This is a genomic window from Neoaquamicrobium microcysteis (assembly GCF_008180155.1).
Classification (GTDB): domain Bacteria; phylum Pseudomonadota; class Alphaproteobacteria; order Rhizobiales; family Rhizobiaceae; genus Aerobium; species Aerobium microcysteis.
In genome coordinates this window covers 264293-287578 of record NZ_VSZS01000062.1, presented here as the reverse complement: position 1 = coordinate 287578, position 23286 = coordinate 264293, and the positions used below count along the sequence as shown (strand labels likewise).

Here is a 23286-nt window from a genome sequence, read left to right as displayed (position 1 = left end):
GCCAAAATACTTCGTGATCGCCGCCGTCAGAGACGTCTTGCCATGATCGACGTGACCAATCGTGCCGATGTTCACATGCGGCTTGTTACGCTCAAATTTACCTTTGGCCATTGCAACTTCCCTTTGGCGCGTGGATGCGTTTGGATTTCAGATGCGGGCGATTAGCGGCTGACGCCGCAAAAGACAAGCCCCTCACCCAACTCCACAGGTCGGCAGAAGCGGTCGGGGCGCGTCCCATTGGCGCTTAAGAAGGTGGCCGGCCATCAGCAACCCATCCTTCGTCACCCCGCGCAACCCAAGCGTGACAACGCGCGCATGCCTGAAGCATCTCGCGTTCCACCCGCGACGGGCGTCTGTCTGGAAGAACGGTCGAGCCAGCGCGGACCGTTGACGAATTTATTTCTTTTTCGCGCCGGAGGCTTTTGCGCCCTTGCCGTTCGCGCTTTCCGCGCGCTCCTCGAAACGTTCGGCGCCCTTCTTCAAGTCGCTGCCCTTCCGGGCCTCGACCTTCTTTTCTTCCTTGGCTGCGGCGGTCCGCAGGCTGCGTCCGGCCTCTGTTCCGGTCTTCGAAAGAGTCTTTTGGGAAGCGGTCTTTGCCATCACACTGGTCTCCAGCGCGGAAGCGCGCATCAGACAACGCGCAAAATGGGCCGGAGTTTCCTCCGGCCCCTTATCGTCAAAAATCTACTGGCACTGACGTCGCGGCCCGCCGCCGAACGGCTGGTAGGTGTTGTCTTCCGGCCTGTATGACCGATAGCGATCGAAGCAGTAGGCGACATGGTCGGACGCGAAATCGGCATATGCATCGTGCTGTGTCTCACCGTAAGACGACGATCCGGACGCGGCCGCCTCGGCATATTCGCCGAACCCGTCTTCGGACGTGACGACCTCTAGGTCTGCTCCGCCAGCCTCGAACTGTTCGGTATAAGGGGAGATGCAGGTGCGTCGGCCGCCGCTATAGGCGATATAGCTGTTGTCCCCGGCGTTGTAGGAACGGTAGCGGCTTGAGCACCAGTCGACATGCGCGACAATCAGCTCTTGCGATGCAGCGTCATACTGCACCTCAGCATCCTGGAAAACCGCATCTTCCAGCACGACGGCATCGCTTACCGACGGCAACGCGGCAGTCGTCAGGTCGTCTACGCCCGGTTCGACCGCCTCACTCGCCGACCGGGGTTCTACGACAGTCCCTATCCGCTCGAAACTCTGGTCAGCCACATCGACGACGCGAGGCTCGTTAGTCCAAACCTCTGCAACATCGACACCCGGACCCGGGCGCTCTTCGGGCTCTACCATGAGCACCATCGTCGCAAACATCAGGCCGCCCACGAACATGCCGAAGGAGACGATCAAACCACCTAGAACCGAAAGAACTGCTATCACAACCCGCTCCTCTCTCCACGTGCAGAGAGAATGCAAAGCAGGGGATGCGGTTCCGTCCGCTCGCGCAAGGCATGCCCATTACCGCGATTTAATGCGGCGGCAAGCCACCTGTAATGTTGGCACAGGCACAGTTGCCGCAAGGGACATCGAAACGAGGAATCCTTTGCCATGAAGAAACTTATCATCGCTGCCGTGCTCGCCTCCGGTTCAGCCGTCATCCATGCCCATGCCGAAACATCCGAAAGCCAGGAGCGTGGTGGGGATCTGCGCGCAGAGATGCGTGCGCTCTTGGAAGGCGAAGGCATGAATGTCGGCGACCTTGCCAACCTCATGCAGGAGCGTTCCTCCGCGCAGTTTCAGGCGATGGACGCCGACGGCGACGGCATCGTCACACGAGACGAGTTTCTTGCCGCAGCGGACGAGCAGGCTCAGGGTCGCTTCGAACGCATGAACCCTGACGAGCAGGGAATCGTTCAGCGTTCCGGCCGCGATGGCTGGGGACGGCATCGCGGCGATGGCCCGCGGGCCGAACGTCGTGGCGAAGGCGAGCGCATGAATTCCGATCAACGGGCGGAGCGGCGGAGCGAACGCACCGCGGAGCGTTTCGCGCGCATGGACAGCGACGGCGACGGCATGATTTCCCCGCAGGAGTTCGAGGCGGCCATGCAGGCGCGTGGCGAGCGCTTCGCGCAACGCGGCCAGCAGCGCGCAGAGCACCGCGAGCGACGGGCGGAGCGCCGTGCTGTAATGCCCGAGGAAATGCGGCAGATGCATGCCCAGTTTCGTGCACTCATGCGGGAGGGAGCGAACCTCGAAGCCTTCTCCGGCCTGATGCAGGAACGCGCAGCTATCCGCTTCGACACGCTTGATGCCGACGGTAACGGCGAACTCACGGCGGAAGAGTTCACGGCAAATGTCGCCGAGCGCGCGCAGGCCTTCTTCACCCGCATGGATCGCAATGACGACGGCGTCGTCACGAGCGACGACCGGCCCCGTTGGGCCGGCAAGCGCAACGGCAAACGCGACTAACGAAAACGAAAGACCCCGCCGACATCCGCCGGCGGGGTCTTCCAGGTCGAGAAATGCGTTGGATCAGTTACGGGCCACCTGTGCACCGTAGGTGTTCTTCGCGAGCCAGCGATGCCAGGCGGCAGCGTCACCTTGGAAGACGTTGAGGTCGATCTCGCCTTTCAGGCCCTTGGACAATCCGGTGCCGGAATACTGCCAGAAAACCCAGTCGCGATTCGGGTAGCGCTTTGACGGATGCGCAGCGACCGAGCGAAGCCAGAACGGGTAATCCTTGAAGTGACCCTTCAGGTTGTCGTCGTAGAAGTCGGGGGTGGCGTAGATGATCGGCCTCTGCCCGTAATATGCTTCCACGCGGTCCATGAATGCCTGCATCTTGTCACGCACCAGCTTCGGCGACAGCTTCTGCTTGCAGCGCGACTGATGGTTCCACTCCACGTCGATCACCGGCGGCAAGGCGCCGGCCTCGCGCGGTACGTTGCGGATGAACCAATCTGCCTGCTCCTTGCCGGTGCGGCACCAGTAGAAGAAGTGATACGCGCCGCGCTTGATGCCGGCCTGCGCGGCTCCGTCCCAGTTCTTGCGGAACATCGGATCGAGATGGTCGCCGCCATCGGTTGCCTTGATGAAGGCGAAATTGGCACCCTGGTTGCGCAGATTGACCCAGTCGATCGTACCCTGCCAGCGCGACACGTCCACGCCGTGGACGAGGTGGTGCTGCGGGGTCACCTTGCCGAAGTCCATCGGCTTGGAGTCGCTGAAGCGCTGCGCCATGACCTGCGGCCGCGGTCCGGAGGCAGGCGGCGCGGAAGGCCTCTGAGGGGCGACCATGGCAACCTGCTGGAGCGCCGACGTATTCACCGCATCAGGTTCTGCAAGTGCGGAGATCGCGGCGGGCGACGAGTCTGGATAGCCCGCGACCGACGCGCCGACTGCGGCCTGAGGCATCACGGGCCTGACGATCGAAGCGGTCGTCTCTCGCGATGGAGCGACGCTCTGCAACGCGTCAACGGTCGAGCCGGTCGAGCACCCGGCAAGGGCAAGGAATGCGGCAAGCGCGGCGGAAAGGTGGATCGGACGCATCACAACTCATACGCGAAACAGGGGGTTGAAGGCGTGCGGGTGATCCCTATGAGCCCACCCGGAATCAGGCTTAACGGAAAATCACCAACAATCACTGAATCCGAGCTTTAACCATGTTGCCCGGCGAAAGCTGGCGGCAGGCAGTTCCCCCAATACGGTCAAGAGGCTAGGAAGAACATCGATTCCAACGCCCCTGCCCCAGTCTGAATGAGCCTGCTTCTCCTCTTCATTGCCCTGCTGGTCGAGCGCGCTTTCGGCTATCCCGAAGGTTTGTTCCGCGCCGTAGGCCATCCTGTCACATGGATCGGCCGTCTTGTTGTCGCGCTGGAGGGAAGCCTCAATCGCGACACGTGGTCGATTCCGAGGAGGAAGCGAGCGGGTGTGGCCGCGCTGGCGATACTTGTCTTCTTGGCAGCGGCCGCCGGCCTCCTGCTGGAGCAGCTTCTCGTCGGCTGGGTAGGTTTCGTCGTTCTTGCAGTGCTTGCCAGCAGCCTGCTGGCCCAGCGCAGCCTCGCATCGCATGTAGAGGACGTCGCCATGGCGCTCGAAAACGGGGGATTGGACGCAGGCCGCCTGGCGGTCTCCCGCATCGTCGGCCGCGATCCGCAAAGTCTGGATGAGGCTGGCGTGTCGCGCGCCGCGATCGAGAGCCTTGCCGAAAATTTTTCGGACGGCGTCGTCGCCCCCGCCTTCTGGCTTGGTGCGGCCGGTCTGCCCGGTGGGATCGCATACAAGGCGGTCAATACCGCTGACAGCATGATCGGACACAAAACGCCCCGGCATCTCGCCTTCGGCTGGGCCGCCGCCCGCTTCGATGATCTCGTCAACCTGCCCGCCTCGCGCTTGTCCGGCTTGCTTATCGTGACGGCCGCAGCGCTCATGCCTGGAGCCTCCGCCCGCGATGCGTGGCGCGCGATGTGGCGTGATGCGAGGTTCCACAAATCACCCAATGCCGGCTGGCCGGAAGCCGCCATGGCCGGCGCGCTGGGGCTGGCTCTGGCCGGTCCGCGCTCCTACGGCGGCGTCCTGGTCGACGACCTCTTCATGGGAGAAGGCGGGCGTCGGGAGGCAAACGCCGCCGATATCCGCCGCGCGCTGAAGCTCTATGCGATCGCCGACGGACTGCTGATCGCGCTTGCGGGATTGTTGGCGGGTCTCGCCCTGCTTTCCGGCAACACCTTCGCGGCAGCCGCCTGAATGCGGATTGTGACCGCGCCGGTTTGCGGAGTTGACCGCTCATTTGATCGTCATCGGCAGCCCGGCCACCATGAAGAGCACGTGATCCGCCCTTGCCGCGACCATCTGATTGAGCCGCCCGGCCGCATCGCGAAAGCGTCGCGCCAGCGCATTGTCCGGCACGATACCCAGCCCCACCTCGTTCGACACGACGAACCACGGACCGCGAGGACGTGAGATGGTTTCCGCAAGTCGCCGTGTCTCGGCCTCTACGTCGAGTTCGGCCAGCATCACGTTGGTGAGCCAAAGGGTCAGGCAGTCCACCAGCACGGGTTGGCCATCCGCAACGCGCGCCAGCGCATCTGCAAGGTCGAGCGGGGCTTCGAGGGTCAGCCAGCCGCTATCCCGGCGCGCACGATGATGCTCGATGCGCTCGCGCATCTCGTCATCGAACGCTTCCGCCGTTGCAATGTAGGTCCACGGTGCTGGAAACGCGGAAACCAGTTTCTCGGCATGGCGGCTCTTTCCGGAACGCGCGCCGCCGAGAACGAACGTCAGTGAATGAGGAAGGTCCCCGACCATCACGCAGTTGAGACCCCCGGACTTCCCGCAAACCATCGACTCGGTCACATTATCGCAATCGCCGACCGCCGCAACGCGCAAGCCGCGCAATGTGGTTTGGCTAGACGAGCGACGAAGAACAGCCGACACGGGAGCAACAGCGTTGCAGCAGCCAGGCCAGAGCTACACGCAGCCCGCCCGATCCGGCGGAGCGAATTCATGACCGGCCGGGTGCCGCCCGCCGATACACTTCTGCAAAATGTCACCACCTGTATCGGCTTCTATACGCGGATACCCGTGCCGGCAGGCGACCGACGGAGCCTTGCCGATGCGCACTGGGCCGCTCCCGTCGCCGGCGCAGTGGCGGGCATGGTGGCAGGAGTATCCCTGTGGCTGGCATTGGCGCTTTCAGTGCCCGCCGCGATCGCTGCGGCTCTCGCACTTGCGATCGGCATCGCGCTCACGGGCGCACTGCACGAGGACGGGCTGGCGGATGTCGCCGACGGGTTCGGCGGCGGGCAGGACCGCGAACGCAAGCTGGAGATCATGAAGGACAGCCGGTTGGGCACGTATGGCGCCCTGGCGCTGATGCTGTCCCTGCTGGCGCGCTGGGGAGCGCTCACAGCGCTGGCGGCCGCCTCGCCCTTTGTCATGCTGCTTGTGGTGGTCGCAGCGCACACGGCCTCGCGGGCGCTCGTGCCGGCCTTCATGCTGCGGGTGCCGCCGGCTCGTTCCTACGGCCTGTCGGCGGATGTCGGCCGCCCGGACCCTGCCCCCGCCCTCGTAGCGCTCGCTATCGGCATGGTGGCGCTCGTCATCTGCGGGCTCTGGTTTGCTCTGATCGCAACCCTGCTGCTCGCGGTTGTTTTCCTGTCGCTCGAAAGACTTGCGACGAGCCAGATCGGCGGTCAGACGGGCGACGTACTCGGAGCGCTCCAGCAAGGGGGCGAGATCGCCGTGCTGGTCGCCGCTGCCTCCCTGCTTGCATGAAAGACGAAGAATGACCGGTTTACCCACATCCATCGATGCCATTCGCGGGCTTTGCGAGAACCTGCCGTCGGGCAGCGACGAGGCCGCGAGGGCTGCAGCCGCCCGGCAGACGACGCTGACCAAGCCACCGGGGAGCCTCGGCCGTCTGGAGGACATCGCCGTCTTCATGGCTCGCTGGCAGGGCAACGTCGTAGCTCACCTCGACAAGGTGGAGGCGCTGGTCTTTGCCGGCTCGCACGGCGTGACCGCGCGCGGAGTCTCAGCCTTCCCCGCCGAAGTGACCGCGCAGATGGTGGCAAACTTCGCCTCCGGTCGGGCTGCCATCAACCAGCTGGCGCGGCACGCCGGCGCGAGCCTCAAGGTCATCCCGCTTCACATTGACCGTCCGACCGCAGATTTCACCCAGGCACCGGCAATGGACGAGGCAGAACTTGTCGAGGCCATGACGAGCGGGATGGCCGCCGTCGACCCAGCATCCGATCTTGTATGCGTCGGCGAAATGGGCATCGGCAATACGACGGCAGCGGCGGCCCTCGCCGCCGCCCTGTTTGGAGGCAAAGGCGTCGACTGGGTAGGACGAGGCACCGGCGTTGATGACGCCGGCCTGAGCCGCAAGGCACAGGCGGTCGACGCCGCACTGGCCCGGCACGGGGCTGCACTGGGCGACCCGATCGAAGCGTTGCGGCGCGTCGGCGGACGCGAACTGGCAGCGATCTGTGGAGCGACGCTAGCGGCCAGGCTGCACGGCATCCCGGTGATGCTCGACGGATTCGTCGCGTCGGCAGCCGCAGCACCTCTGGCGAAGCTGGCACCCGAAGGACTGGCGCACGCGCTCGCAGGGCATGTTTCGGCCGAAACTGGCCACCGCAAGCTGCTGGCGGCACTGCATCTCTCTCCGCTGCTCGACCTTGGCATGCGGCTTGGCGAGGCCTCCGGCGCATGTCTGGCAGTAAACGTGCTGCGCGGCGCGCTCGCCTGTCATGCCGGCATGGCGACATTTGCTGAGGCAGGTGTATCGGGAAGTCCGCCGGCCTGACCGTCGCGGAGCCGGAGACAGGGAGGCGTTGGCCGCAAAAGCCGTAACAGATCGCAACGCTATTTTATTGGCGACCGGTGGAGGTCATACCTACGATCTTGGTATGTCCCGCGTGCCGATCAGCCTTGCGCTGTTGCTATCTTTCCTTCTTGCATTGGCTACCGCTTCAATCGGCCAGGAATGCCGGGCATATGGCGGCGAAGCCGATGATCTTCCTCCGCCTCGCCCCAATGTGTTCGACATGGTTTGCAACCCGACCCACTACAAGCCGTGATTGGACTGCGAGCACGCTGCCGAACAGCAGCACCATTAATTCATAAGATGAGGAAAACCGGCCAAGCGGTTGAAAAGTGGCGCGAGTGACGGGGCTCGAACCCGCGACCTCCGGCGTGACAGGCCGGCACTCTAACCGACTGAGCTACACCCGCGCACCAACGTTTCGCCGCAGCGGCGTTCGTTGTGGGGCGTGAATTAAGCGGTTCTCCGACTAGTGTCAAGCGCGGTGACGGTCGTTTCTCGACAAACTTGCGACGGCTCGACGTGCCTCTGTGTCGCAGCATCACCGGCGCCGTTGCGGCGACCGTCGGCTGACCCAGCGGCGCTTGGGCGGAAGCCCGATCTCCCCCTTTTTGGCTTGCGAAACGACCGACGAACGCTTACACGTCGCCGCCGTAGGGCGATTAGCTCAGTTGGTAGAGCGCCTCGTTTACACCGAGGATGTCGGCGGTTCGAGTCCGTCATCGCCCACCACTATCGCAAGCCGCGGCCTTATCGCCTTTCCCCAAGACACAGAATCGTCATGACTATGGTAGGCCGGCAGCGGCCAGTGCCTCTATTTGGGAGTCCGGGCCGGAAGTGTCCGTATAGAAGAAGCGTTTGCGATGTGTCGCGAGGGACCACGTCGGATCGTGGTCCCGCAGTTTCCTGATTTCCGCTTTTGCCTCGTCTAGGCGCCCGAGCAGGACCAAGGCATATGTACGCAGCAGATAGGTCGTGCGCAGGACCACGTCGTCGCTGCTCCGGATGCTGTCGAGCACCTCCAAGGCAGCGATCGGTCCTTCAGCATGCAAAAGCGCGTAGGCCTCCATGCTCGAAAGCTCCTGCTGCCTGGGGTCATCCGGAGGGTACAGTGCCCTCGCCCGCTCGATCCACGCCAGCGCCAGCGAAGGGCGGCCAGCGACGACAGGTATCTCGGCCAGATAGTAAATCAGGCGCCCGTCGTAAGGGGCAAGCGCTATAGCCGCTTGTGCCTCGGCCACCGCCTGATCGAACCTTTGCTCGACCATGTTCACATAGGCCATGACAATGTGGACGTTCATCCGCATCATCGGCGAGGCGGTCGGGTCGGCCCGCGCTTCCCGGGCCAGTTCCCCGGCTTTCCTGATCTCATTCCATGGGTCGTCACTGTCACTCCAACCCCTTGCAAAGCGCCAGATTATGGACCCCGCCGCCTGTGCCTTGAGAAGGCTCGAGTTGGGGTATCGCGCCAAGCCTTCCCGCAGCATGGCGTCTGTAAGTTCCAACGCCTCCGGCGTCCCCTGCGCGATCCGCGCGAGGACACGCTGCGCATAGTCGTATTCCTGAAGGTTCGCGCTGTCCTTGCCCCAGGCGTCGCGGTACTGAAGCAGCGCGATCGTGCCCGCGGTGCCTGCCAGTGCCGCCACGATCTTCTGCGTGATTTCGTCCTGCAAAGCGCGGGCATCGCCTCCAGTGCCGTCGAAGCGCTCCGCCCAGACGTTCTTGCCTGTCCGGGCGTCGGTCAGTTGCGCGACGATCCGGAGCCTGTCGGAATCCTTTCGCACGCTGCCTTGCAGAACGTGCGTCGCACCGAGGTTCTCGCCGATCCGGCGTATATCGACCAGCTGCCCCTCGAACTGAAAACTCGAGTTGCGCGCGACAACGGTCAAGTTCGGCACACGCGCAAGCATTGTGATGATGTCCTCGCTGACACCTCTTCCGAAATAGGCCAGTTCGGGATCGCCCCCCATGTCGTCAAAAGGCAGCACCGCAACCGACGGGCTTGTTGGAGCCGCAGGCTCCCTCGATCGAAGAGCGCCGGCCCCCAGAACGATTGCAAAGGCTACCAGCAGGGCGACCATAAATGGGGCGGCGACACCGGTTGAGCGGCGCTCGCGACGGCTCTTGATTGGGTCCAGAGTGCTTACATCGCCGGCGAAAAGGTAGCCACGTCGCGCCACGGTACGAATATAATCGCCGCCGATAACCTTTCGTATGTCGCGGACGCACTGGGTGAGCGCATCGTCGCTTACAATGACGTTCGGCCACGAGGCAGCAATCAACTCGTCTTTTGTCACAAGCGTCCCGGCCCGCTCGACAAGGTGTCTGAGCACGTCAAACGCCTTCGGCCGAAGACCAAGATCAACCCCGTCCCGCTGCAGCGCCATGCGCTGGAGATTCAGCACGAAAGGACCGAATGCGTAGCTACGTGCGACGGTCTTCATCATCTTTTGCTACCCGCCTGCGAACAGGGCGTGCAAATTCTATCCGATCCTCAGCAAAATATCAGCCCTTTTACAGGACGGCGCTGCGGCGCCCAGGCAAACTCGCGCCCGTTGCTTCACACATCTTTCAAGGAGTAGACAATGCGCGGCACGCCAAGCGCTCTGGCCGCAGTGTTTGCCCTTACGGCGACGCTGGTTTGCACGCCTCCGATCGTGGCGAGCGAAGCTCTTGTCGGCGTCTGGAAGCCCTCCGCATCCAACGCGGCCGACACGAGCTGGGCGCTACTTGTCTTTACGCTGGAAGGTCGCTTCGCATTGTTTTCAGTGCGTCCATCGGCTCCGTCGTCTGCCATATTGGAAACACTCCCTGACGAGCAGCGGCACGCTGCCGCCTCAGTCTCCCTTCCCATGATGGAAACGGTCAGCGGAACCTGGCTGCTGGCCGAGGACGGCGGCGAGGTAGTGCTGAATTTCGACACCTGGAGCAGCACGGACCCGGCATGGAAGCGCCGTTTGCAGTTGCTCCTCATCGATGCCGAACTCCGTCCCTATCCGGGCATGCGTGGTCGCTCCCCCGTTGCGGGAACATCTTGGCAAAAGGTGACTGACCCGTTTGGTCGGCGCTCTAACCGCCGTTGAACGTGCGGATCGGCAACTCCGTAGGGTGGGCGCATCCATCCACCTGGACATGCTCATTGCGGTCGCCCAGTTCGGCTCACTCCCTGCCTTCTCCAACGTGACTAATCCCGGTGTGATCCACCATCTGCCGCTCCGTTTCGGCCAGCCGGCTCTCCATCAGCGCTCTCGCGCCCTGCGCGTCGCCCGACCGGAGCAACCGGACGAGTCTCAGTTGAAAGTCGAGCGTGCGCTCCTGAAACTCGGGGTCCGGTGCCCAAGCCGCGGCGCGGCGCTCCGCAAGGTCGCGCAGAAGCCGCAGCAGGAAAATGCAGACGAACCCCATGAGCCCGTTGCGGCCGAGATTGGCCAGTACGGAGTGGAACGCAAGATCGGCCAGTCGGTGCTGCAATGCTTCGTCAGGGGTCTTCGGTGCAGCCTCGTAGAGCCTTATCGTTGCCTGCAGCGCTTCGAGCTGCTTCTGCTCGACGTTCCCCGCTAGGTCTGCGACCAGCTCCGGCTCCACCAGCCTGCGCAGGGCGAAGATGTCTGCGATGCCAGGCTGGTTGAAGAGGAAGAGATTGTTGAGAAGGTCCATCGCCTGCTCGCCGGAAAGCGCGGCGACGAACACGCCGCCGCCGGGGCCTGTCCGCGTCTTGATGAGCCCTTGAGTTTCCAGCGCCTTCATGGCTTCGCGCAGCGTGCCCTTCGAGGCCTTCATCTCCTCCTCGGCGAGCCATGCCTGGGGGATGCGGTCGCCGGGCGACAGGCCGTGGAGGGAAATGAGATCGCGGATGCGCGCCGCCAGCAAATCGGAGCGCTTGCGCTTCTTCTCCGGCGCGACAACCAGCGCTGTCTCGTCCCTTGCCATATTCCGCCCTATAGCTGCCCGTCTCCCGCTGTCTCTCCTGTCAGCAGTGGCGGGTGGAAGCAAGCGGCCAGATGCGCGCCATCCACCGCGCCTGCATCGAGAGCAGGCCGCTGCGACCTGCACAGATCGTCGGCCGCCGGACAGCGAGGCGCAAATGCGCAGCCGGCTGGAGGATCGTACGGGTCAGGCAGGTCGCCCTCGCTGCCTTCGCATGCCACTATCGGCTTGCCAGGCGCGGGCACCGAATCCAGCAACAGCCGTGTATAGCGGTGCCGCGGGTCGGCAAAGAGCGCCCTCGCCGGCCCCAGTTCAGCCAGCCGGCCGAAATACATGACGGCAACCCTGTCGCTCACGCTTTCCACCACAGACAGATCGTGGCTGATGAACACGTATGTCAGGCCGAAGCGCGCTTTGAGGTCGGCAAGCAGATTGATAACCTGCGCCTGCACCGAAACGTCGAGAGCCGACACGGGCTCGTCGAGAACGATCAGTTCGGGGTCGGCCGCCAGAGCGCGCGCAATACCGATTCGCTGCGCTTGCCCGCCTGAGAACTCGTGAGGGTAGCGCTCCAGAAATTCGGGCCGCAGGTTGACGGCATCCATGAGCGTTCCCAGCCGCTCCGCGCGCTCTTTTCTGCCAAGCCCAAGCAAATGCTTAAGCGGTGCTTCGAGGATGGAACGGATCGTCTTGCGTGGGTTCAGCGAGGAAACCGGGTCCTGGAAGACGTACTGGATGTTTCGAGCGAGACCGTTGAAGTCATTGCGCAGCGTATCGGCGATGTCCCGGCCCTTGAAGCGGATCGAACCGCCGGTCGGCTGATCCAGCCCCACGAGCATGCGTGCCAGGGTCGACTTTCCGCAGCCAGACTCCCCCACGATACCGAGCGTTTCGCCGGGCATTATATCCAGCGAGACGTCCTGCACGGCGTGGACACCCGCTCTGTGGCCTCCAAAAAGCTTGCGCCGACCGCCGAAGATGCGCTCGACGCCCTCGACCCGCATCAGGGGTTCGACCGTGCTATGCATCGACCACCTCCCGAGCGGCCGAAAGCGGAAACAGGCAGCGCGCCGCGCGCTCGTCAGCCAGCGCAAACAGAGGGATTTCCCCCTTCCGGCACTCGGGTTGCGCAAAGGGGCAGCGCGGTGCGAACGCGCAACCTTCCGGCAAATCGTCGACCGAGGGCGGCAATCCCTCGATGGCGTCAAGCCGCCGGTCCGACTGGCCCAACACCGGAACACAATCGATGAGCTTGCGGGTATAGGGGTGAGCCGGCTTTTCCAGCACCTGCCGTGCCGTTCCGGTCTCCACGATGCGCCCCGCATACATCACCGCTACGCGGTCGCAGATGGCCGAGACGACCCCGAAATCGTGAGTAATGAAAAGGATCGAGGTCTTCTTTTCGCGCCGCAACCCGTTCATGAGCGACAGCACCTGAGCCTGAACCGTGACATCGAGCGCCGTCGTCGGCTCGTCCGCGATCAGCAGCTCGGCGTCGTTCGCCAGCGCCATGGCGATGACCACACGCTGGCGCATCCCGCCGGAGAGCTCGTGGGGATAGGCGTCCAGACGCTGCGCCGCGTTGGGAATGCGCACCATCGCCAGAAGGTCTCTCGCCTTTGTCCGCGCTTCGCGGTGCCCGATCGACTGATGCGCGCGGATGGCCTCAACGATCTGGTCTCCCACCGTGAACAATGGATGCAAGGTGGAAAGCGGGTCCTGGAAGACGTGGCTCACGGCCCCTCCCCGCAACTGGCGTATCCGGGCGTCCGATGCCCCAAGCAGGTCTTCGCCGCGAAAATCTATCGTGCCGCCGGCAATGCGGCCGGGCGGTGTCGGCACCAGGCCCATGATCGACATTGCGGTGACCGACTTGCCCGAACCCGACTCGCCGACGATGCCGAGACACTCGCCCTCGCGCAGCCTAAGATCGACGTCGTCCACCGCGCGCAGCGTCTTGCGACCCAGCTGGAACTGCGTTTTGAGCGCAACGACGTCGAGCACCGCTTCCGTCGCCGGTGCAGGCATGGCGTCGCCGGCGCGTGGATCAATGGCCGTGCGCCCCATCGGCCGGGCCAGAGCACCGGATTTCAGGCGCGGGTCGAGCACGTCGCGTACGCCGTCACCAAAGAGGTTGATGCTCATCACCAGCAGGAAGATGACCAGACCCGGCACGATCGCGACATGCGGCGCGTTGAACAGCACTCGCCGGCCATCGCCGAGCATCGAGCCGAGATCCGCCTGAGGCGGCTGTGCACCGAGCCCCAAGAATGACAGTCCGGCCGTTTCGAGGATCATCCAGCCGACCGTCGTCGACATCGTCACCACGATCACCGGCGCGACATTGGGCAGGATTTCCCCGGTAAGGATGCGCAGGTGCGACTTGCCCGAAAGCCGCGCCGCGTCCACGAACTCCCGCCGCGCCAGCCCGAGCGTGACGCCGCGTATGTTGCGGGCAAAGAAGGGGATGTTCACGACGGCTATCGCATAGAGCGCGTTTATAAGCCCCGGCCCGAGCACAGCCACGATGGCCAGCGCCAGCAGGATGTAGGGAAACGCCATCAGCATATCGACCCCGCGCATCAGCAGGTTGTCGGTACGCCCGCCGGCATAGCCAGCAACGAGGCCGATCAGCGAGCCGAAGAACGCCGCAATCAGGGTCGCCGAGATACCCACGGCAAGGCTGACGCGCAGCCCCCAGAGAATGCGTGAAAGGATATCGCGGCCCAATGCGTCGGTGCCCAACAGATGCCCTTCAGAGAGCGGACGAATGAGCCGATTGGCGGGCGCTGTGGCGTTCGGGTCCGCCAGCGGCAACAGCGGCGCGAGAAGCGCGAGCAGCACCATGACGACAAGTATGACCAGCCCGCCCGTCGCCAGCCGGTTGTTCAGCATCAGCCGCACGGCATCCGGCCTGCCCGACGAACGGGGATTGGCAACGGCACTCATCGCCGCAGCCTCGGATCGAGCATCGACTGGACGATATCGGCCGCGAGGTTGAACAGCACATAGCTGGTGGCGACCACCAGCACCCCGCCCTGCACCAGCAGGAGATCGCGCGTCGAGATGGCGTTGACCAGCATCGCCCCGATGCCGGGCCACTGGAAAACGGTTTCGATGTAGACGGCCCCGCCGAGCACGAAGCCCGCCTGGATTCCGATCACAGGGATGACGCTGACAAGTGCGGCCTTGAATGCGTGGCGGTAGATGACGCGCCGCTCCGACAGGCCTTTTGCGCGGGCCGTGCGGATATAATCCTGCCGCAGGACTTCGAGCATCGCGGTGCGGGTCAGGCGTGCGATGACCCCAGTAGCGACCGCAGCGAGCGTAACCGCCGGAAGCACGAGGTGGTAGAGCAGGTCCGGGAGATCGCCTCCGCCATAGATCGCGTACATGCCACTTGCAGGAAACCAGCGCAGGTTCACCGCAAAGAACAGGATGAGCATCAGCCCGAGGAAGAACGACGGCGTCGAAATGCCGATCAGTACGAACAGCGTGATCATCCGGTCTGTCCACCCGAACTGCCGAACGGCCGAGACGATGCCCGCCAGAAGGCCGAGCACCGAGCACAGCACCAGCGCCGCGCCGGCAAGGATCAGCGTTGCCGAGAACCGCTCGATCACCTCGTCCAGAACCGGCCGGTTGAGCGCGAAGGAGCGGCCGAGGTCGCCCTGCAGCAGGTTGCCCAGCCAGATCAGGTACTGCTGCGGCAGCGGGCGGTCGAGGCCAAGCTGGGCGTTCAGCCGCGCGACGTTTTCGGGCGTCGCGAAGTTGCCGAGGATGGCCGTCGCCGGGTCGCCCGGGATCAGTGCCATCATCAGGAAGACGATGATCGACAGCCCGAACAGCACCGGGATCAGCGCCAGCAGGCGCTTGAAGATGTAGGCGCTCATCGCCATTCCTGACGAGGTGGGAGCTCCGGAAGGGTGTTCATGATGAACATTGGCTTGTCAGGCGAAGCGCCTCAGTTCTTCACCACGTCGTGCAGCATGAGGAAGAAGGACGGCTGAAGCGAAAACCCTTCCACATTGGCCGTCGTCACCGCGCCCTGCACCCAGTTGGCGACGAACACCCAAGGGGCCTCGTCATGAACGATGGCCTGCACCTCCTTGTAGAGCTCGGCGCGCTCCTCCGGGTCGGTCACCATGCGGGCCTGGTCGAGCAGCTCGTCCACATCCGGGTTGGAATAGTAGCCTGAATTGAACCCACCCTCGTCGGGGAATGCCGCCGTCCGCAGCGTCAGGAACGGCAGCGTATCGGGGTCGTTGGTCATCCACGCCATCTCGGCCATGTCAGCTTTTCCTTCAAGACCGGGGTTCACCTGTCCGAGGAAAGTGTTCCACTCGTAGGTTTCGATCCGCACGTTCATGCCGACGGCCGCCAGGTCCGCCTGGATGGCGGTGCCCATCGCAACCGGATCGAGCATGCCGGAGCCGCCTTCGGTCACGTAGAAGACGATCTCCTCGCCATCATAGCCTGCTTCTGCCAGCAACTCGCGCGCACGGTCGGGATCATAGGGATAGGGCTGCACGTCTTCATTGTAGGCCCATGCGAAGGCAGGAGGCACGGGGCCTGCCGACACCTCGGCTGTACCCTGCAGCACGTCGGTCACCAGAGATTCCTTGTTGATCGCGTAGTTGGCAGCCTGCCTCACCGCCTGCTCCGCAAACGGGCCTTCTTTCATATTGAGGATGAGGTACCAGACGTGCGGTCCTGCCTGCTCGAACACCTGAAAATCTGGCGCGTCGCGAAACTGCGCGATCGAATCCGGTGGTACTTCCACCATGATGTCGAGCCCGCCCGACAGCATCTCCGCCACGCGGGTGTTTGCATCGGTGATCGGTCGGAAGACGACCGCCTCCAGCGCCGGCGCGCCGTCCCAGTAGTCCGGGTTGGCAGTTACCACGACGCGCTGGTTTCCCTGCCATTCGCCAAACATGAATGCGCCGGTGCCTGACGGGTTGCGCCCGAAATCCTCGCCATGCTGCTCGACGGCCGCGGGAGAGACGATCAGTCCCGTGGGATATGCCAAGTTCGACAGGAACGGCGCGAACGGCTCGCTTAGCTGGAAGCGCACCGTGTGCTCATCCTCGGCGGTCACCTCCTCGACTGACGAGAAGAAGAAGGCGAGCGGGAACGGTCCCGTATTGTGGAACGGGTGCGCCTCGTCCAGCATCCGGTCGAAATTGAACTTCACCGCTTCCGCGTTGAATGGCGTGCCGTCGTGAAAGGTCACGCCCTGGCGAAGCTGGAACGTGTAGGTCAGCCCGTCCTCCGAGATATCCCACCCTTCGGCCAATGCAGGCTCCACCTCCAGCGTGCCGTCGGCAAAACGCACCAGTCCGTCATACATGTTGACGAGGATGCGGAAATCGTTGGTCGCGGTGACCGCGTGCGGGTCGAGCGACTGGGGCTCGGCGATCTGTCCGACAACGACCACGTTCTGCGGCGTCTGTGCGTTGGCGGTGGGCGAAAGCGCCATGATGCAAGCCGCAGCAGCCGCGGCAATCAATCTTCTCATGGGACCATCCCTTTCTGGCTTTGTGACCTTGAGGGGAATTAATCATGATAAATTATGCCGCGCAATATTTTATCATGATTAATTGGCCATCGCCGGGCGGATGGACATGCGCTTGACTCACATCAATGCCCCAACGCGTCGGGCTCCTACTCTGCATCATCGCAAAAATGGAGCACACGACCATGCCGACAGAGACGATCATCACCCTTGGCGGGATCATCGCGGCTTTCGCTTTCTTCGCCGCCGTCCTCACCTTCGCGGACATGACGTGGGACCGCGGCGGCAAGTCTTTGCCGCGCAGGTGAGCCGACTGACCAAGGATGGCTGAAAAAAGAAAAGCCGGGCAAGCCCGGCTTTTCAAGATGTCGTCCAGGTCGAAACCTTAGTTGACGGCGTCCTTGAGGCCCTTGCCGGCCGAGAACTTCGGCACGTTGCGGGCCGGAATCTTCACTTCCGCACCGGTCTGCGGGTTGCGGCCGGTCGAAGCTTCGCGCTTGGAAACCGAGAAGTTTCCGAAGCCGACGAGGCGTACGTCGCCGCCGCTCTTGAGTTCCCCGGTGATGACCGAGAACACCGCGTCGACAGCCGACTGGGCGTCACCCTTGGAGATCTTGGCGGCGTCCGCGACGGCGGATACGAGTTCGTTCTTGTTCATTAAAGAATTCCCTTCCCTGTGAAAGGCCGGTCATTCGACTCAACCGGCAGGATGCGCACTTTAGAAAATCAGGCCATTCACACCAAGTGCCAAAAGCGTCCGAGGCCCCGGTTTTTCCCGGTTTTCTGCGGGTTACAGGCAAAAAAAGGCCGGGTTAAGACCCGGCCTTTTCGGTTGTAGCGGTTTCCCCAACGTTCAGTGGGCCAACGAGGCCGCACTCGCGTCGTCCGGCTTGGCCGCTGCGGGCTCTACCGGCTCCACCCATTCGATGGGCTCGGGCATGCGCACGAGAGCATGACGCAGCACCTCGCCCACCCGGCTGACCGGGACGATTTCGAGGCCGCTTTTCACGTTCTCCGGGATTTCCGCCAGATCCTTGGCGTTCTCCTCGGGGATCAGCACCTTCTTGATGCCACCGCGAAGGGCTGCCAGCAGCTTCTCCTTCAGACCTCCGATCGGCAGAACACGGCCGCGAAGTGTGATCTCGCCGGTCATGGCGACATCCTTGCGCACTGGAATGCCGGTCAGCACCGACACGATGGCAGTCGCCATCGCCGTACCCGCCGAAGGGCCGTCCTTGGGCGTAGCACCTTCCGGCACGTGGACGTGGATGTCACGCTTGTCGAACAGCGGCGGCTCGATGCCGAAATCGATGGCCCTCGAGCGTACGTAGGATGCCGCAGCCGAGATCGACTCCTTCATCACGTCGCGCAGGTTGCCCGTAACGGTCATCTTGCCCTTGCCCGGCATCATCACGCCTTCGATGGTCAGCAGTTCGCCACCCACCTCGGTCCATGCCAGCCCGGTGACGACGCCCACCTGATCCTCTCCGTCGATCTGGCCGTGGCGGAAACGCGGCACGCCAAGATAGTCGGCAAGGTTCTTGTCGGTGATCTTCACGGACTTCTTCTTGGTCCGCAGGATTTCGGTCACAGCCTTACGGCCGAGCTTCATCAGCTCGCGCTCCAGACTGCGCACGCCTGCTTCCCGGGTATACTGCTGGACCGCTGCCCGGATCGCCTCGTCGGTGATCGCGAACTCCTTCGGCTGAAGGGCATGGTCGCGGATCGCCTTGGGCAGCAGGTGCCTCTTGGCGATCTCCACCTTCTCATCCTCGGTGTAACCAGCGATACGGATGATCTCCATGCGGTCCATCAGTGGCGCAGGAATGTTGAGCGTGTTCGCCGTGGTGACGAACATCACGCTCGACAGGTCGTACTCCACCTCGAGGTAGTGATCCATGAAGGTCGAGTTCTGTTCCGGATCGAGCACCTCCAGCAGCGCCGAAGACGGGTCGCCCCGATAGTCCTGGCCCAGCTTGTCGATTTCGTCGAGCAGGAACAGCGGGTTCGACTTCTTCGCCTTCTTCATCGACTGGATGACCTTGCCGGGCATCGAGCCGATATAGGTGCGGCGGTGACCGCGGATCTCGGCCTCGTCGCGCACACCGCCCAGGGCCATGCGGACATATTCACGTCCGGTAGCCTTGGCGATCGACTTGGCAAGCGAGGTCTTACCCACGCCGGGAGGGCCGACGAGGCACAGGATCGGGCCCTTCAGCTTCTTCTGACGGCTCTGCACGGCCAGATACTCGACGATGCGCTCCTTGACCTTGTCGAGACCGAAATGGTCGGTATCGAGCACGTTCTGCGCGAAGTCGAGGTCCTTCTTGACCTTCGATTGCTTCTGCCACGGGATCGACAGCAGCCAGTCGAGGTAGTTGCGTACGACGGTTGCTTCCGCCGACATCGGCGACATGGTGCGCAGCTTCTTGAGCTCGGCGTCCGCCTTTTCGCGGGCTTCCTTCGACAGGCGCGTCTTCTTGATGCGCTCTTCCAGCTCGGAAGCCTCGTCGCGGCCGTCCTCGCCCTCGCCAAGCTCCTTCTGGATCGCCTTCATCTGCTCATTGAGGTAGTACTCGCGCTGGGTCTTCTCCATCTGGCGCTTGACGCGCGAGCGGATGCGCTTTTCCACCTGAAGCACCGAGATTTCGGCCTCCATGAAGCCCATGGCCTTTTCGAGTCGCTCCTTGACGGAGAGCGTTGCCAGCATCTCCTGCTTCTCGCCGATCTTCACGGCAAGATGCGAGGCGACCGTATCGGCCAGCTTCGAGTAATCCTCGATCTGGCTGGCAGCGCCGACCACTTCGGGCGAAATCTTCTTGTTGAGCTTGACGTAGTTCTCGAAGTCCGAGACCACCGAGCGGGCAAGCGCCTCGATCTCGACTTCCTCTTCCTCGGGCTCGGCCAGAATTTCGGCATGCGCCTCGTGGAAGTCCTCGCGCTCGGTAAACGTGCTGACCTTGGCGCGCGCGGTGCCCTCGACCAGCACCTTAACGGTGCCGTCGGGCAGCTTCAGAAGCTGGAGCACGTTGGCAAGCGTGCCGACATCGTAAATGGCATCGGCCGACGGATCGTCATCGGCGGCATTCATCTGGGTGGCAAGCAGGATTTGCTTGTCGGCGCCCATCACGTCTTCCAGCGCCCGGATCGACTTTTCGCGGCCTACGAAAAGCGGCACGATCATATGCGGGAACACGACGATGTCGCGCAGCGGGAGGACTGCGTAGACACCTGCGCTGGAGGACCGGGTTGATTTGGTCATTGTCCAACCTTTCATTTCACGGCCGCCCTATGGCCAACCGCGAATCTCATATTAGCGATTGCCGGGCAATCCGCCTACCGTCGAAGCTGGTTCGAGGCTTGTCAGCACGGATTTCCAGACCATCGGACAGGTCTTTAGTTGGCGTTGCAGCATCGAAAGATCAAGAGGCCTTTGCCCGCACGCAACGGCAGGGTTGCATTGCACTTGCCGCTGTCCCATGTGGATGTGAACACGGCACGGGCAATCCATGACGGCAATCGAATCTCCCTGCATCCTTGTGTGCTCCATCGATATGGTGACGGGCTATTGCTTCGGCTGCGGGCGCACGCGCGAGGAAATCGGTGCGTGGCTTGCCATGACGCCCGAAACGCGACGTGCCGTCATGGCCGAACTCCCGGCAAGGCTCGAAACCGTGGAGCGCAAACCACGGCGTGAAACGCGCCGGACGAGGCTGGCGCGAGAGCGGGGGGAGACGACGCAGTGAGAGGCGGAAACTTCCTCTGGATAATTCTTGGCGTCATGGCGCTCGGGCTCGTGTTTCTGCTCGCCTCCGGCGACAGCGGCTCGGTGTTCGGCATGGAGGACGAAGCTTTCGCCCGAACGCTCTATCTGGGTATCCTTGCCGCTGTCATCTCCGTGGGCGTGCTGGGCTCCGGCATCCGCTTCGGCCAGGCGGCGCGTACGATGGCGATCTGGGCCGCGATCATTCTGGTTCTGATGGCCGGCTACCAGTATCGCTACGAGCTGCAGGACATCGCCAGCCGCGTCACCGCCGGCCTCGTTCCCGGCAGCCCGCTTTCCATCACCGACGAGGACGGCCGCGCGGCCGTCATGCTCGACCGCATGGCGAGCGGCCATTTCGAGGTACGCGCCGAGGTCAACGGCACGCCCGTCACCGTGATGGTCGATACCGGCGCTACCGGCACGGTGCTGACGGCTGCCGATGCCCGCCGCGCGGGCTACGATCCCGACACGCTGTCGTTCGACGTACCCATCATGACCGCCAACGGCCAGGCGCGCGCGGCGCGCATCGTAGCCGAAGAACTGCGGGTGGGCGAAATCGTGCGCACGCGCCTTCCGCTGCTCGTGGTTCAGGAAGGCCAGCTGGATCGAAGCCTTCTGGGCATGAACTTCATCGGCACGCTGTCGGGCTTCGACATGCGCGGCGAGAGGCTGATCCTGCGCGATTGAGCGCTACAACAGGCTCCAGAAGAACCGCGCCGACACGAAGATACAGAACAGCCCGAAACCCACTTCCAGCTTCCGCTTGGACAGGGCGTGCGCGATCCTGACGCCGTAGGGCGTGACGATCAGCGCGATGGGTATGATGAGAGCAACCGCGATCCAGTTGATGTAGCCGGTCGATGCGATGGGCAGAAGCGGGTTGCCCCAGCCTGCCCAGATATAGCCGATGGTTCCCGGGATCGCGATCAGCACGCCTACGCCCGACGAGGTCGCGACTGCCTGGTGGATGGGCCGGCCGAACAGCGTCATGAAAGTGTTGTTGAGCACGCCGCCGCCGATCCCCATCAGCGTGGACAGATAGCCGATGACCACACCGACGATCGACAGCGCGGGGTTCCCCGGCAGGTCCTGCCCGAGCCGCCAGCTGTCACGGTTGAAGAGCATGCGGAACGCGACGACGATCATGATCACCGCAAACACGATCCGCAGCCCTTCGCTGGAGATGTAGGCGGCGGTAATGGAAGCCAGCACCACGCCCACGGGAACGGGTATCAAGAACTTCTTCAGCAGCGACATGTCGACCGCGCCCTTCGCCTTGTGGCCGGTAAAGGAGCGGATCGAGGTCGGAATGATGATCGCAAGGGACGAACCGACCGCAAGGTGCATGATGACCGCTTCGTCGACGCCCAGCAATTGGAACACCTGGTAGAACACCGGCACCAGCACGGCACCGCCGCCGATGCCGAAGATGCCGGCCATCAGGCCGGATACGACGCCCGAAATGGCGATCGCGAACGCGAATGTGGCGAGTTCGCCGACGGGCAGGTCAAGTCCGGCCATTCAACAAGGTCTCCCGATGGCAGATATGAGGTGACAGAGATCAGGTGATGCGGCTGCTAGCCGGTATGGGCCGCGATGTAAATGTTCAGGCGGCGGCTGCCGGTTCGTCCAGCCGGACTTCCGCAAACGCCCTACGAAGCACCTCGGGGCCTGCACCAGGTCGGGCGGCTTCGGTGGAAAGCACCTGCCGCCAGCGTCGCGCACCCGGCAGCCCGTGGAAAAGCCCGGTCATATGGCGGGTCACATGCACCAGCCGCCCGCCATTCTCGATGTGGCGCGCAGCGTGCTCCGCCATCGCGTGCACCACCGCTTCCCAATCCGGGAGACGCGCCTCCTCCCCATACAAACGCGTGTCCGCCTCGGCCAGCAGGCCGGGATTGTGGTAGGCAGCACGTCCCAGCATCACACCGTCCACCCCCGCGGAAAGGTGCGCCTCGGCCTCGCCCAGCGTCTGAACGCCGCCGTTTATCCCTATGAATCGACTCTGCAATCGCTGCTTCAGACGATAGACGCGTGGATAGTCTAGCGGCGGAATGTCCCGGTTCTCCTTGGGCGACAATCCTTGCAGCCATGCCTTGCGTGCGTGCACCCAAAGCGCGTCGGCGCCGGCAGCGAAAACCCCGTCCGCCAGGCGGTCGAGCGCTTCCTCCACGTCCTGCTCGTCAACGCCGATCCGGCATTTCACGGTGACCGGGATTGAAACGGCGCCCTTCATCGCGGCAACGCATTCCGCGACGAGGTCCGGGACTTTCATCAGGCACGCACCGAACGTGCCTGACTGCACCCTGTCCGAAGGGCAGCCGACGTTCAGGTTGATCTCGTCATAGCTGAATCGGGCACCGACGGTGGCGGCAAGCGCAAGCTTGGCCGGGTCCGACCCACCAAGTTGAAGCGCTACGGGATGCTCGGTCTGGTCGAAACCGAGCAACCGGTCACGATCGCCGTGGACGACTGCGTCGGCTACCACCATCTCCGTATATAGCAACGCATGCCGCGTGAGCTGGCGATGGAAGAACCGGCAATGCCGATCCGTCCAGTCCATCATGGGAGCGACTGCGAGCTTGGTTCCGAACATGCGGTCTCGATAACTTTCCGCGGCCCGTTTGTCCAATGGTGGCGAACGCGTCGGCCGCTGGCTTGGTGCGCGTCGTGCATGTGGTGGCAGAAAGAAGCCGGGCCAATCGGGGCCCGGCAGGGGGAAGGTCGGAACCTCCAGAGGGGAACACCGGCCTGCAACACGGGAGACGAATCGTCAGTCCGGCATAATCATTATGCGGTTCT

24 protein-coding genes and 2 tRNA genes are annotated in these 23286 nt (G+C 63.4%); 10 read left to right on the top strand and 16 right to left on the bottom strand.

Annotated elements, in window-relative coordinates; all coding sequences use genetic code 11:
- The 3 genes from FY036_RS11975 to FY036_RS11965 form a co-directional block, all read right to left on the bottom strand.
- Positions 1-111, bottom strand: a 111-nt coding sequence (locus FY036_RS11975) for a GTP-binding protein (protein ID WP_148912787.1), incomplete at its 3' end; no start/stop codon positions are given.
- A gap of 285 nt (positions 112-396) precedes the next feature.
- Complete coding sequence (locus FY036_RS11970; protein WP_148914954.1) at positions 397-600, bottom strand: hypothetical protein; 204 nt, start codon at positions 598-600, stop codon at positions 397-399.
- 84 nt (positions 601-684) lie between these two features.
- Positions 685-1383 carry a BA14K family protein gene (locus FY036_RS11965; RefSeq protein WP_148914953.1) on the bottom strand — a complete coding sequence of 233 codons (699 nt, stop codon included), beginning with the start codon at positions 1381-1383 and terminating at the stop codon, positions 685-687.
- A 168-nt stretch (positions 1384-1551) separates the two neighbouring features.
- Here FY036_RS11965 and FY036_RS11960 point away from each other — a divergent pair, with 168 nt between their 5' ends.
- Entirely contained in the window at positions 1552-2412 is an 861-nt protein-coding gene (locus FY036_RS11960; RefSeq protein ID WP_148914952.1) for an EF-hand domain-containing protein, read from the top strand.
- Positions 2413-2475: 63 nt separating this feature from the next.
- Here FY036_RS11960 and FY036_RS11955 read toward each other — a convergent pair whose 3' ends face one another.
- The gene (locus FY036_RS11955) at positions 2476-3492 is read right to left on the bottom strand and encodes a glycoside hydrolase family 25 protein (RefSeq protein WP_148914951.1); all 1017 of its coding nucleotides are present in this window, start codon (positions 3490-3492) and stop codon (positions 2476-2478) included.
- 207 nt (positions 3493-3699) lie between these two features.
- Between FY036_RS11955 and cbiB the strand changes: the two genes are divergently transcribed.
- Positions 3700-4689, top strand: coding sequence for an adenosylcobinamide-phosphate synthase CbiB (gene cbiB, locus FY036_RS11950; protein WP_148914950.1), 990 nt, complete (start codon positions 3700-3702; stop codon positions 4687-4689).
- 39 nt (positions 4690-4728) lie between these two features.
- Here cbiB and cobU read toward each other — a convergent pair whose 3' ends face one another.
- Positions 4729-5250, bottom strand: coding sequence for a bifunctional adenosylcobinamide kinase/adenosylcobinamide-phosphate guanylyltransferase (gene cobU, locus FY036_RS11945; protein ID WP_201744747.1), 522 nt, complete (start codon positions 5248-5250; stop codon positions 4729-4731).
- Between the two features lie 198 nt (positions 5251-5448).
- On the opposite strand from cobU, the gene cobS reads away from it, so the two are divergent.
- From cobS to FY036_RS11930, 3 genes are read left to right on the top strand one after another with little or no spacing between them, the layout of a single operon-like run.
- Positions 5449-6219 carry an adenosylcobinamide-GDP ribazoletransferase gene (cobS, locus tag FY036_RS11940; RefSeq protein WP_148914949.1) on the top strand — a complete coding sequence of 257 codons (771 nt, stop codon included), beginning with the start codon at positions 5449-5451 and terminating at the stop codon, positions 6217-6219.
- A gap of 10 nt (positions 6220-6229) precedes the next feature.
- A complete protein-coding gene (cobT, locus tag FY036_RS11935; protein ID WP_148914948.1) occupies positions 6230-7255 on the top strand; it encodes a nicotinate-nucleotide--dimethylbenzimidazole phosphoribosyltransferase in 1026 nt (341 codons plus the stop codon).
- 28 nt (positions 7256-7283) lie between these two features.
- The gene (locus tag FY036_RS11930; protein ID WP_148914947.1) at positions 7284-7529 is read left to right on the top strand and encodes a hypothetical protein; all 246 of its coding nucleotides are present in this window, start codon (positions 7284-7286) and stop codon (positions 7527-7529) included.
- A gap of 77 nt (positions 7530-7606) precedes the next feature.
- Here the strand turns inward: FY036_RS11930 and FY036_RS11925 are convergent.
- Positions 7607-7683, bottom strand: a tRNA-Asp gene (locus FY036_RS11925).
- 246 nt (positions 7684-7929) lie between these two features.
- On the opposite strand from FY036_RS11925, the gene FY036_RS11920 reads away from it, so the two are divergent.
- A tRNA-Val gene (locus FY036_RS11920) sits at positions 7930-8005 on the top strand.
- 53 nt (positions 8006-8058) lie between these two features.
- Here FY036_RS11920 and FY036_RS11915 read toward each other — a convergent pair.
- The gene (locus FY036_RS11915; RefSeq protein WP_148914946.1) at positions 8059-9720 is read right to left on the bottom strand and encodes a winged helix-turn-helix domain-containing protein; all 1662 of its coding nucleotides are present in this window, start codon (positions 9718-9720) and stop codon (positions 8059-8061) included.
- A 138-nt stretch (positions 9721-9858) separates the two neighbouring features.
- Here FY036_RS11915 and FY036_RS11910 point away from each other — a divergent pair, with 138 nt between their 5' ends.
- Positions 9859-10356: a hypothetical protein gene (locus tag FY036_RS11910; protein ID WP_148914945.1), complete on the top strand. Its 498-nt coding sequence runs from the start codon at positions 9859-9861 to the stop codon at positions 10354-10356.
- A 76-nt stretch (positions 10357-10432) separates the two neighbouring features.
- Here the strand turns inward: FY036_RS11910 and FY036_RS11905 are convergent, their stop codons facing one another.
- The 5 genes from FY036_RS11905 to FY036_RS11885 form a co-directional block, all read right to left on the bottom strand.
- Positions 10433-11203 (bottom strand): FadR/GntR family transcriptional regulator, encoded by a 771-nt coding sequence (locus FY036_RS11905; RefSeq protein ID WP_148914944.1) that lies wholly within the window; start codon positions 11201-11203, stop codon positions 10433-10435.
- An 8-nt stretch (positions 11204-11211) separates the two neighbouring features.
- Positions 11212-12228, bottom strand: a complete 1017-nt coding sequence (locus tag FY036_RS11900; RefSeq protein ID WP_148914943.1) for an ABC transporter ATP-binding protein — start codon at positions 12226-12228, stop codon at positions 11212-11214.
- Positions 12221-14149 carry a dipeptide/oligopeptide/nickel ABC transporter permease/ATP-binding protein gene (locus tag FY036_RS11895; protein ID WP_148914942.1) on the bottom strand — a complete coding sequence of 643 codons (1929 nt, stop codon included), beginning with the start codon at positions 14147-14149 and terminating at the stop codon, positions 12221-12223. Before FY036_RS11895 ends, FY036_RS11900 begins: the two co-directional genes overlap by 8 nt.
- Positions 14146-15093 (bottom strand): ABC transporter permease, encoded by a 948-nt coding sequence (locus FY036_RS11890; RefSeq protein ID WP_148914941.1) that lies wholly within the window; start codon positions 15091-15093, stop codon positions 14146-14148. The genes FY036_RS11895 and FY036_RS11890 overlap by 4 nt, the downstream gene beginning before the upstream one ends.
- A gap of 71 nt (positions 15094-15164) precedes the next feature.
- A complete protein-coding gene (locus FY036_RS11885) occupies positions 15165-16721 on the bottom strand; it encodes an ABC transporter substrate-binding protein (protein WP_148914940.1) in 1557 nt (518 codons plus the stop codon).
- A gap of 182 nt (positions 16722-16903) precedes the next feature.
- On the opposite strand from FY036_RS11885, the gene FY036_RS24225 reads away from it, so the two are divergent.
- On the top strand, positions 16904-17026 hold the full coding sequence (locus FY036_RS24225) for a hypothetical protein (protein WP_268932171.1): 123 nt from the start codon (positions 16904-16906) through the stop codon (positions 17024-17026).
- Between the two features lie 77 nt (positions 17027-17103).
- Here the strand turns inward: FY036_RS24225 and hupB are convergent, their stop codons facing one another.
- Together hupB and lon are read right to left on the bottom strand one after the other, a co-directional pair.
- A complete protein-coding gene (hupB, locus tag FY036_RS11880) occupies positions 17104-17376 on the bottom strand; it encodes a DNA-binding protein HupB (protein ID WP_148914939.1) in 273 nt (90 codons plus the stop codon).
- Positions 17377-17571: 195 nt separating this feature from the next.
- On the bottom strand, positions 17572-19980 hold the full coding sequence (lon, locus tag FY036_RS11875; RefSeq protein ID WP_148914938.1) for an endopeptidase La: 2409 nt from the start codon (positions 19978-19980) through the stop codon (positions 17572-17574).
- 247 nt (positions 19981-20227) lie between these two features.
- Between lon and FY036_RS11870 the strand changes: the two genes are divergently transcribed.
- Both FY036_RS11870 and FY036_RS11865 read left to right on the top strand, forming a co-directional pair.
- Positions 20228-20464 (top strand): DUF1289 domain-containing protein, encoded by a 237-nt coding sequence (locus FY036_RS11870; protein ID WP_148914937.1) that lies wholly within the window; start codon positions 20228-20230, stop codon positions 20462-20464.
- Positions 20465-20499: 35 nt separating this feature from the next.
- On the top strand, positions 20500-21171 hold the full coding sequence (locus FY036_RS11865) for a retropepsin-like aspartic protease family protein (protein ID WP_148914973.1): 672 nt from the start codon (positions 20500-20502) through the stop codon (positions 21169-21171).
- A 3-nt stretch (positions 21172-21174) separates the two neighbouring features.
- On the opposite strand, the gene FY036_RS11860 is transcribed toward FY036_RS11865, so the two are convergent.
- Both FY036_RS11860 and dusA read right to left on the bottom strand, forming a co-directional pair.
- A complete protein-coding gene (locus FY036_RS11860; RefSeq protein WP_148914936.1) occupies positions 21175-22005 on the bottom strand; it encodes a sulfite exporter TauE/SafE family protein in 831 nt (276 codons plus the stop codon).
- 85 nt (positions 22006-22090) lie between these two features.
- A complete protein-coding gene (dusA, locus tag FY036_RS11855) occupies positions 22091-23080 on the bottom strand; it encodes a tRNA dihydrouridine(20/20a) synthase DusA (protein ID WP_148914935.1) in 990 nt (329 codons plus the stop codon).
- Between the last annotated feature and the right edge of the window lie 206 nt (positions 23081-23286).